The sequence below is a fragment of the Snodgrassella sp. genome, assembly GCF_024103505.1.
Taxonomy (GTDB): domain Bacteria; phylum Pseudomonadota; class Gammaproteobacteria; order Burkholderiales; family Neisseriaceae; genus Snodgrassella; species Snodgrassella communis.
In genome coordinates this window covers 243,883-254,110 of record NZ_JAGGIJ010000002.1, presented here as the reverse complement: position 1 = coordinate 254,110, position 10,228 = coordinate 243,883, and the positions used below count along the sequence as shown (strand labels likewise).

Annotated in this window: 8 protein-coding genes, 1 tRNA gene and 1 pseudogene; 4 read left to right on the top strand and 6 right to left on the bottom strand. The window is 42.5% G+C overall.

The features are described from left to right. Positions 1 to 691: 691 nt before the first annotated feature. From J6578_RS03945 to J6578_RS03920, 6 genes are all read right to left on the bottom strand, one after another. Positions 692 to 765: transfer RNA gene (locus J6578_RS03945), tRNA-Gly, on the bottom strand. A gap of 516 nt (positions 766 to 1,281) precedes the next feature. Beyond that, the gene (purD, locus tag J6578_RS03940) at positions 1,282 to 2,562 is read right to left on the bottom strand and encodes a phosphoribosylamine--glycine ligase (RefSeq protein WP_287953943.1); all 1,281 of its coding nucleotides are present in this window, start codon (positions 2,560 to 2,562) and stop codon (positions 1,282 to 1,284) included. Positions 2,563 to 2,640: 78 nt separating this feature from the next. Beyond that, positions 2,641 to 3,249, bottom strand: a complete 609-nt coding sequence (locus tag J6578_RS03935) for an IMPACT family protein (RefSeq protein WP_100150916.1) — start codon at positions 3,247 to 3,249, stop codon at positions 2,641 to 2,643. Further along, a complete protein-coding gene (locus J6578_RS03930) occupies positions 3,246 to 4,298 on the bottom strand; it encodes a threonine aldolase family protein (protein ID WP_287953942.1) in 1,053 nt (350 codons plus the stop codon). The genes J6578_RS03935 and J6578_RS03930 overlap by 4 nt, the downstream gene beginning before the upstream one ends. Before the next feature lie 198 nt (positions 4,299 to 4,496). Then, entirely contained in the window at positions 4,497 to 5,441 is a 945-nt protein-coding gene (locus tag J6578_RS03925; RefSeq protein WP_287953941.1) for an electron transfer flavoprotein subunit alpha/FixB family protein, read from the bottom strand. Positions 5,442 to 5,452: 11 nt separating this feature from the next. Continuing rightward, positions 5,453 to 6,202, bottom strand: a complete 750-nt coding sequence (locus J6578_RS03920) for an electron transfer flavoprotein subunit beta/FixA family protein (RefSeq protein WP_093093783.1) — start codon at positions 6,200 to 6,202, stop codon at positions 5,453 to 5,455. A gap of 812 nt (positions 6,203 to 7,014) precedes the next feature. On the opposite strand from J6578_RS03920, the gene tsaA reads away from it, so the two are divergent. The 4 genes and pseudogenes from tsaA to J6578_RS10300 all read left to right on the top strand — a co-directional run. After that, on the top strand, positions 7,015 to 7,701 hold the full coding sequence (gene tsaA / locus J6578_RS03915) for a tRNA (N6-threonylcarbamoyladenosine(37)-N6)-methyltransferase TrmO (protein ID WP_287953966.1): 687 nt from the start codon (positions 7,015 to 7,017) through the stop codon (positions 7,699 to 7,701). Positions 7,702 to 8,008: 307 nt separating this feature from the next. Then, complete coding sequence (gene lpxC, locus J6578_RS03910; protein WP_287953940.1) at positions 8,009 to 8,926, top strand: UDP-3-O-acyl-N-acetylglucosamine deacetylase; 918 nt, start codon at positions 8,009 to 8,011, stop codon at positions 8,924 to 8,926. A 116-nt stretch (positions 8,927 to 9,042) separates the two neighbouring features. After that, positions 9,043 to 9,402, top strand: a complete 360-nt coding sequence (locus tag J6578_RS03905) for a hypothetical protein (protein ID WP_093093779.1) — start codon at positions 9,043 to 9,045, stop codon at positions 9,400 to 9,402. 706 nt (positions 9,403 to 10,108) lie between these two features. Beyond that, positions 10,109 to 10,192 (top strand): annotated as a pseudogene (locus tag J6578_RS10300) (ESPR domain-containing protein); the annotation flags it as partial. Positions 10,193 to 10,228 lie beyond the last annotated feature (36 nt).

The window sequence follows — 10,228 nt, the reverse complement described above, 5'->3', positions numbered from 1 at the left end:
GTTATTTGTCGCGATTGCTGATTTCTGGCGCAAACGATACGCAGGTATTGACTCCGCTCTATTTCAATTTAGCTTAGCGCAGGTTTTGCACATGATGTTTTAGCCTGATGTTATTGAATGTATTCATTCAGATATTGAACATGTGCATCAGAGAATATGAAAATACCAGCTTGTTAAAAATATGTGATAACCATCAAATAAGGCTGAATATAACAAGCCCGCCTGTTCACAGACGAGTAATCAAGCTGAACAGGGACGCAGGCATAAATGCAGATGGCTAATCAGTAAATATTTCAGTATTGCAAAGACAGGAAACCAAAATTTAAGCGGTTTATTAGCAACTAATTAGTGTTAAACTGCATAAAGCGATTCCGGGCAAAACGCCATATGAGGTTTTAGAAGATTACTTTCTAATGAACTGTAAGCAATCCGCCTCGTCCTGCATTAATAGCCACTAAAGCCAGCAATTACTTCTGCATCAAAATGTTGTTCTGCCAAAAAAATCTATTTTGCCTTAGCAGATAATTAATCTGTGATAAACACACTGCAACCTTGCCTTCATAGCGTAAGTTTTATCCATGTGTATATCTATGTCAATGCAGTATCCATTCAGCTAAGATTGATGGGGATACTTTTGTTGGATTCAGTTTACAGCTATTTATTCTGTGCTCAGCAATGGTTTTAAGCCTGCTGGAGCGGATAACGGGATTCGAACCCGCCCGAACTGCTTGGGAAGCAGTTATGCTACCACTACATCATATCCGCATAAAGAATTTTTAGTATAGCCGTTAATATCCTTGGCACAGCCGTACCAGAAAGCTGATGATTATAACCGTGTTATTCACAACTATCCACACAATATACAAGGAGAAGTGCCTGCAAGACATTGAATAAAATAAAACTGTGTATATTTTTTACGGCTATCAGTCTGCCGATAATCTCTCCCTGAATGGTTCGGCGTTCAATAAGTTTACCTGAACAGATAAATAAGCTGAAAAACTGGATAGGTAAACAGAATCAGGCAGGCTATTAAAGAAATGATAAACCTACCTTTTATCGGAAGCTGCTAAACAATTGCATAATCGTATCCGTTTTTTTGCTCAGCAGCCAGATATACCAGCATGGCCAGTAATTTTATCTTGTATTATTCTGCTTGTAGTCTGTACCGCTACATAAAATATTATCCACAATCCATTTCATTAATGCTTAAATTTATAATAGCCAAGAATCAATAATTTAAATGAGTTGGCAAAACTGTAAATACAGCTGCTGATGGTCTGTTCAGCCATCTGCTGATTTCTGCGCTTTTGCTCCGATATCATGCCGGTATTGCATCCCTTCAAAATGTATTGGTTCCAAAGCAGCATAAGCCTGTTTCTGTGCTGCATTCACATCAGTGCCCAGACCCACTACACACAGTACCCGCCCACCATTAGTAATCAGCTCATGGCGGGAATTTAGTGCCGTACCGGCATGAAATACTTTACCTGTTTGATTGGCAGTAACCACACCGGAAATCACATCACCTTTGCGGGGTGCCTGTGGATAACCGGCGGCAGCCAATACTACACCAACAGCAGTCTGACTACTCCAGCTCGCGGTTACCGTATTAAGTTCGCCAGCCAGTGCTGCCTGTATCAGCTCCACCAGATCACTTTGTAAGCGGCACATAACCGGCTGTGTTTCCGGATCACCAAAACGACAGTTAAATTCGATAGTATACGGAGCACCAGTTGCATCAATCATCAGACCTGCATACAGAAAACCGCGATAAGGATGGCCAGCAGCCTGCATGGCTTTTACCACAGGCAGAATGATTTCATCCATGACCCGTTGATGCACAATCGGGGACACCACCGGTGCAGGTGAATAAGCTCCCATTCCGCCAGTATTAGGTCCTTTATCGTAGTCGAGTAAACGCTTGTGATCCTGACTGGTAGCCATAGGTAAAACATGTTCACCATCTACCATTACAATAAAACTGGCCTCTTCTCCCTGTAAAAATTCCTCAATAACCACTCTGGCTCCGGCTGCGCCCATGGCGTTGCCCAGCAGCATATCGTCTATTGCCTGATGAGCTTCTACCAGTGTCATGGCTACGATTACGCCTTTGCCCGCAGCCAGACCATCTGCTTTAATCACAATAGGAGCACCTTTTTGATTAACATACTGATGTGCAGCATCGGCATCTGTGAAAGTCTGATAGGCTGCTGTAGGAATTCCCTCTCTGGCCATAAATGCTTTGGCAAAATCCTTGGAACTTTCCAGTTGGGCACAATACCGGCTCGGGCCAAAAATAGCCAGACCCGCAGCAGTGAAATCATCCACAATTCCGGCGGCCAGTGGTGCTTCTGGTCCAACTACTGTAAACGTAACCTGCTGTTCACGACAAAATGCAATCAGTTGCTGATGATCGCTTATTGCAATATTGTGCAGTTTCGGTTCAGTAGCAGTACCGGCATTACCCGGCGCCACATACACTGTACTCACTTTAGGCGACTGTGCCAGCCGCCAGGCCAGAGCATGTTCTCGCCCGCCACTACCTATGACCAGTATTTTCATATATTCCCCTCGCCAGAATATGGTTCGCAGATTGTCTGTAAATCTTTATCTGTACCTTTAAGCAATAATCTGCGCTATTCAATAGTCCAGTTTAACATCAATTGCCCGCTGTTGCCGTAAAACAGCCAGCGCATTTTCCAGTTGTGCAAGCGGTATGCGTACATGCAGGCAGCAGCGCTGCTGTAAATCCTGCTGCAATACTTGCGCCTGCTGCTGCTTGCACCAGCGCAATGCTTCACTCAGATGTGCATAATCACAATAAAGCTGTAATTGCTGGCATACATCCAGACGGATTTTATCAGCGGTTGCTATCGCAGTAGCTGTTGCCGTTTTATAGGCCTGAATCAGCCTCGGCACACCAAGTAAGGTACCACCAAAATAGCGTATTACTACCACCAGAACATCTGTAATGGCCGCAGAATCAATCTGGCCGAGAATTGGTCTGCCGGCACTACCAGCGGGTTCACCATCATCATTGGCACGATAACGGTTACCGTCTACGCCCAGACGCCAGCCAAAACAGCAATGTCGTGCTTTATGATGCTGCTCACGCAATGTTTGCACATGCTGGCGGATTTCAGCTTCACTTTGTACCGGCCAGGCAAATGCCAGAAAACGGCTGCCTTTATCCTTAAATTCGGCCTGTGCAGGAGCAGCCAGCGTAGTATATTGATAAATCGGATTCATGTTTTTGCTACAGCCTGTCTGATGGCTGCCACAAAAGCATCAACTTGTTCAGCAGTGGTATCAAAACTAGTCATCCAGCGCACCTCTCCTTTGGCTTCATCCCAGTCATAAAAATGAAATAGCTGGTGCAGCCGGGTGCGGGCGGCAGCTGGCAAAACAGCGAATACTGCATTAGCCTGCGTTTTGCGGGTAAGCGTAATATTCTGAATTCCAGCCAGTGATGCCGCCAGACGTGCTGCCATAAGATTACTGTTGGCTGCTAAACTCAGCCACAAGTCATCTTCCAGCCAAGCCAGAAACTGAGCAGAAATAAATCGCATTTTGGATCCGAGCTGGGCATTGATTTTGCGTAAATACGGCATGGCTGCATGCGTATCGGCGCACATGCTGATAATACATTCACCCTGTAACATCCCGTTTTTTGTACCGCCCAGATTCAGCATATCCACACCTGTATCAGCAATCATGGTTCTGACATCCGTATTTTCTGCTACCAGTGCATTGGCCAGCCGGGCGCCATCCATATATAGCTTCATATTATGCTGATGACAGTAATCAGCCAGCGCGCGGATTTCAGCCACACTGTAACAAGTACCCAGTTCAGTTGTCTGACTGATATACACCACAGCTGGCTGAGCGCGGTGTTCTGTTCCAAAACCATAAGCCTGTTTTGCAACCAGTTGTGGTGTTAATTTACCATCAGTGGTAGCAATAGTTAACAGCTTCACACCAGCCATATGTTCAGGTGCCACACCCTCATCACACTGAATATGTGCACTATCAGCACAGATGACTGCTCCCCAGCGAGGCAGTAATGCCTGTAGAGCAGTAATATTCGCACCGGTACCATTGAAAACCGGAAAAGCCTCAGCCTCTTCGCCAAATAACTGTTTTATTTTCTGCCGCAAGGCAATAGTGTAGACATCTGCACCATATGCAGGCTGATGGCCACCATTAGCCACCATCAATGCTTGTAAAATTTTAGGGTGTATACCAGCGTAATTATCTGATGCAAAGGCAAAACTCTGATTATCATGTAAACAATTCATGGGTATACACCAAACAGAAATTTTATGAACGGTATAATAAAAACTGCCTGAATACAACTCATATTCAGGCAACCCAGCGGTAACAATAAACAATAAAAATATTTTTATACCGGATACGAAAATGAGTAATCAACTTACCATACTGGCTACATAGTGTAATGTTTCACGTGAAACATTGCTATATCTGTAATCACCAATTCAGCAGGCAATTGCTTTTATCTGCTGAATGAGTTCAGGAACAGCGGTATGTAAATCAGCCACCAAGCCGTAATCAGCAACCTTAAAAATAGGCGCATCTGCATCTTTATTAATAGCCACAATTACTTTACTGTCTTTCATTCCGGCCAGATGCTGAATAGCACCAGAAATACCAATAGCAATATATAAATCGGGTGCCACAATTTTACCAGTCTGCCCTACCTGATAATCATTTGGGGCATAGTCTGCATCTACAGCTGCACGCGAAGCACCAATAGCTGCATTCAGGGTATCGGCCAGCGGATTCAGCAAAGCTGCAAAATTTTCTGCACTGCCAAGCCCGCGCCCGCCACTTACCACGATCTTAGCTGTGGTCAATTCCGGATGTTCGGATTCTGTCAGCTGAAGATCGATAAAACGACTCAGCTGTGGTACGGCCACAGGAGCAATATGTTCGATAACAGCTTGTCCGCCAGTAAGTTCGGCCAGAGCAAATGCTGTTGTACGAATAGTAAGTAGCTGTTTTGACTGTTGACTGCGCACAGTCTGTAATGCATTGCCGGCATAAATCGGGTGAATAAAGGTTTGCGTATCTACAATCGACGTTACGTCGGAAACGGGGGCACAATCAAGTAAGGCAGCAACGCGCGGCAGCAGATTTTTACCAAAACTGGTAGCAGCAGCAATAATATGGCTATATGAGTCAGCCAGTTGCACCACCAGCGGAGCCAATGTTTCTGCCAGAGCGTGAGCATAGACAGTTGCATCTGCCAGCAAAACCTTGCGTACACCATCTATTTGCTGAGCCTGCATGGCTATCTCAGCCACGTTATGTCCTGCAATCAGAATATCTACTTCACCCAGTTGCCGTCCGGCTGATACCGCAGACAAGGTAGCCTCATCCAGACAGGATTGCTGCTGTTCAGCAATAATCAGTACTGACATTGGTATCTCCTTTAAAAAACTTTAGCTTCATTATGTAACCTGTCCACCAGTTCGGTTACATTTTCAACCATCATACCTGCCGAACGGGCGGCCGGTTCAGTCACTTTCAGCTGTATCAGCCGAGGGCTGATATCCACGCCCAGCTCAGCTATTGTTTTTTTCTCCAGCGGTTTCTTTTTAGCCTGCATGATATTGGGTAGCTTGATATAGCGCGGTTCATTTAGGCGCAGATCAACACTGATTACCGCAGGCAAGGTCAGCGCCAGCCGTTCCTGCCCGCCATCAATTTCGCGAGTAATCAGTACTTCATCGCCAGCCAGTTCTATTTTACTGGCGAAAGTGCCCTGAGCAAGCTGCATTAAGGCTGAAAGCATTTGCGCAGTCTGATTGGCATCATCATCAATTGCCTGTTTACCCAGCAATAATAACTGTGGCTGTTCTATAGCGGCCACAGCTTTTAACAGCTTAGCGACAGCCAGTGGCTGGAGTTCCTCATCCGTTTCCACATGAATAGCACGATCAGCGCCCATGGCCAGAGCTGTCCGCAGGGTTTCTTCACACTGTTTCACCCCGAGCGATACCACAACCACTTCAGTAGCCTTGCCTGCCTCTTTTAAACGTACAGCCTCTTCCACCGCTATTTCATCAAACGGATTCATCGACATTTTTACATTACCAATGTCCACATCTGATTCATCTGCTTTTACGCGTACTTTGACGTTGTAATCAACAACGCGTTTTACTGCTACCAATACTTTCATCCGAACCATCCTAATATAGAAAATCAGCCAATTAATATGATTCAACTGTTACCATAATTCTTAACTAACCTGACATAGTAGCATAAGTACAGGTAAGCTGACGATAATTAGCCGGTAGTAACATTCTACTGGCATCATTAGCCTGTGGATAATATCCGTTGGCAGCCATAGATGCATTCCTTCACACATTGCAGCCCCTGCTGAACAATATTTTAATCAATAACGATAACCGATATTTTCCGCCAGCTATGCACTCTTGACTGATTACGAAACATGCCAGACAGGAAGATAAATTAATAATATTAATTATATATTTAACCACTACCCTACTCTGACAGGTTTATTAACAGCTAAGGATAATACTGTAATCAGCCACTGTATTTAAGCTTGATCTTTACATTATTCAGGCTAAGCGCAATCCCAGACAATATCCACATAGCGACAATTAATGTGGAGCCATCAGTGCGCCAGCGATACTGATTATCCACAATCAGAGCATTTATATACGCCAGAATGCTGCCGAGCAATTGACACCAGCTAAGCAAAATGTAAATTTATTAATAATTATCAACATGTTAAATAAACTTAGTTTTAATTCAAAGCCAGCTACTTCAATGGTAAAAAGTGGGCAGTGAGCAGTTATCAACTGTGAAAAAAAATCTGCTTAAAATTAAATACCAATCTAAATAATAAGCTGCATATTTTATCCACAATTTATATACATATATATACACTTGTTTCATATAATAGTTGCTGTTCAGATAAATAATATGGTGTCCGGTTTTATGTCTTCTTTTTCCACAGTGCCGCATGTGCACTGGACGATCCAACCAATTGGCTACGTTTATTCTCCGTATAAACAAAAGTTTGGTGTTGCCCGGCAGCCGGGTCTGGTATCGGCAGCACGGGCATATATAGATTTGTCTGCAGAATTCACCGCTGATTGTGTGCGCGGATTAAATGATTACGACTATATCTGGGTACAGTTTGTTTTTCATGCAACCATTAAAGATGGCTGGCAAGCTTTGATCAGACCACCGAAACTGGGCGGAAAAGAAAAAAAAGGCGTTTTTGCCACTCGCAGTCCGCACCGCCCGAACCATCTTGGTCTGTCACTGGTTAAACTTGAGCAGATTGAATATTGTCCACAGATCCGTTTGCATGTAAGCGGGGTGGATTTTCTGGATCAGACTCCCGTTATTGATATCAAACCCTATATTCCTTTTGTTGAGTCTAAACCAGATGTAAATTGTGGTTTTGCACATGAGCGTGAATTACTAAGCGTGTACTGGTCGCAGACAGCTTTAGAACAACTGGCATTATTTTCTTTAGATTCAAATTACTATCAATTAGTTACCCAGAGTCTGGCTCAGGATCCGCGGCCTGCACATCAGCATCATGCAGACAAGATTTTTATTATGCACTTACTTGATTGGGATGTTTTGTTTCAGATTAAAGACAATATTGTTGAAGTTACCGGGTTAAGAAAACATGTGTAGTATTGAATTACTATTCAAATAAAAATATAAATAATAAAAGGATGGGGATAAAGAAGAAGCCATACATCCTGTGGAAAACTTAAAAAGTTCAAATTAATCATGTGATTGTGTATTAACAAGTCAAAACCTGCTTCGGGGTATGAATTGTGGATTATGTGGATAACTTTGATAGAAATTAGTCTGCTTGTGAATAACTGCCGAAAAAGAATGCTGATAGCGATAATTTATCCACTTTTTGATAAAATTCATTACTTAGATTGGGGAAATTCGCTACCATAGTGCAATCGGATTAAGCAGGAATATAGACATGTTGCAGCGTACACTAGCAAAAAGTATCAGTGTTACCGGTGTGGGTTTGCATTCTGGAGAACGGGTACGGCTCAGACTGCATCCGGCAGCATCGGATAGTGGTATTCGTTTCCGGCGGATTGATCTGGCCGGAGAACAGGGGCGGATAGTACGGCTGACGCCTGAACTGATTAATGATACGCGTCTGTCTTCCACTGTAGTCACAACAGATGGTATTCGTATCGGTACTATAGAACATATTATGTCGGCATTCGCAGCCTATGGTATTGATAATATTCTTGTGGAACTGAATGCGCCGGAAATTCCCATCATGGATGGTTCCAGTTTACCTTTTATTTATCTGTTACAGGATGCCGGAGTGATTGATCAGCCTGCTGAAAAACGGTTTTTACGGATTAAGCAGCCGGTCATGCTTACAGAAAGTGATAAATGGGTAAGATTTACTCCTTATGATGGTTTTCAGGTTACCTTAACTATCGCTTTTGATCATCCGGTTTTTAATCGCAGCAACCAGACTTTTCAGATTGATTTTGCTGGGCAGTCTTATGTGGATGAAATATCGCGGGCGCGGACTTTTGGGTTTATGCAGGAAGTGGAGCTGATGCGCAGCCACAATCTGGGGCTGGGGGGAAACCTGAGTAATGCGATTGTAATTGATGATATGGATGTTCTTAATCCGGAAGGTTTACGTTATCCGGATGAGTTTGTGCGTCACAAAATTCTGGATGCCATCGGCGATCTTTATATACTTGGTCATCCGGTTATCGGTGCTTTTGAAGGCTATAAATCCGGCCATGCAATAAATAATGCGCTGCTGCGTAAATTACTGGCTCAGCCGGAAACGTATGAGTGGGTAACTTTTCCACATAATCGACAATTGTCTTCAGCTTTTCATCCTCTGCCTCAGGTAGCCTAAAGAGAATATAGCATTAATCAGACACAGAATATGCTATAATTCCAACACCGTTAAAATAGCAAAGCCAATATAGGTATCATCTGGCTTATGTATATTCACTATTCGGGGATAAGAAAATGAATTATCAGGCTGTTGTAGCACAATTACTCAACGTAGAAGGTGCACTGGCAGCTGCAGTGGTTGATTATGATAATGGGATGCTGATGGCTGGTAGTGCTATCAATAAAATTGATCTGGAAATTGCCGCAGCCAGCAGTACCGAAGTTATCCGCTCAAAAATCAAAACCATGCAGATGCTGGAGTTGAACGATGAAATTGAAGATATACTGATTACCCTTGGTCATCAATATCATCTGATCCGGCCGCTGAAAAAGCTGGGCAGCCTGTTTTTGTATTCTGTCCTAGACAGCAGTAGAGCAAATCTGGCTCTGTCCCGCCGGGCTTTAATTGATGTTGAAAAGCAAATGGCGCAGTAATAGTATTTGTTATATTGTTATGGTGCTGGCTGAAAATTTTATTGTTTTGCAGACAGAACTGATCTGTCTGCTGTTTATTAGCATCTTAATGTATCTGCATATTATCCAAAGCAAATTTTAGATCTGATAAAACGAATAATCATTATTGTGTGAGGATGACTGGCAGAATTTTCTATATGCTTTAACACTAGCCGCTAATCATGCCGGTTATCGTGTTTAACCGCTTTATTGCTAGTAGCTGGTTGATGTGCTAACCAGCCATTTTTCTACGCTTGATACGGTATGGTCTGATTTTAAATAAATTGTCCCTTTTTTAGCGGATTGAATTTTTGATAATCAATGATTTTTTGCCAGTATTTAAAAATATGCCAATTGGTAATTATTTTTTAATCAGGGTAAATAGCTGTTAATCGGGAAATTGTGGTGTTAATAAGACAATAATGTTGTCTAAACAATGTATTTAATAAACATAGATATATGTACAATATAAAAATTTAATATTTTAAATATATATATCTTTCAAATATTTATAATTATAAAAAAATAGCTGCTATTGAATCCAGTTAATTGTTATCTGCTCTTATTTACTTCATGCAAACAAATATTTATGTTATATTACTTAAAGATTTAACTTTAAATTTTAACTATATCTATTAGTTATCTAAAATTTGTTTGACGGCATGATTTCTAATCAGGAGTAAACCAATTGAATAAAATATATCGTGCTATATGGAATGAATCAACCCAGACTTGGGTAGCTGCTTCCGAACTAGCTAAAAGCAGGACTAAATCTGATACAGTTTCCTTTTTGCCTGCTGCTGGCCTA

Bases quoted from the DNA above. Each gene is read 5' to 3' on its own strand.
- purD (WP_287953943.1), bottom strand. From the start codon at position 2,562: ATGAAAATACTGGTCATAGGTAGTGGCGGGCGAGAACATGCTCTGGCC.
- J6578_RS03935 (WP_100150916.1), bottom strand. From the start codon at position 3,249: ATGAATCCGATTTATCAATATACTACGCTGGCTGCTCCTGCACAGGCC.
- J6578_RS03930 (WP_287953942.1), bottom strand. From the start codon at position 4,298: ATGAATTGTTTACATGATAATCAGAGTTTTGCCTTTGCATCAGATAAT.
- J6578_RS03925 (WP_287953941.1), bottom strand. From the start codon at position 5,441: ATGTCAGTACTGATTATTGCTGAACAGCAGCAATCCTGTCTGGATGAG.
- J6578_RS03920 (WP_093093783.1), bottom strand. From the start codon at position 6,202: ATGAAAGTATTGGTAGCAGTAAAACGCGTTGTTGATTACAACGTCAAA.
- lpxC (WP_287953940.1), top strand. From the start codon at position 8,009: ATGTTGCAGCGTACACTAGCAAAAAGTATCAGTGTTACCGGTGTGGGT.
- J6578_RS03905 (WP_093093779.1), top strand. From the start codon at position 9,043: ATGAATTATCAGGCTGTTGTAGCACAATTACTCAACGTAGAAGGTGCA.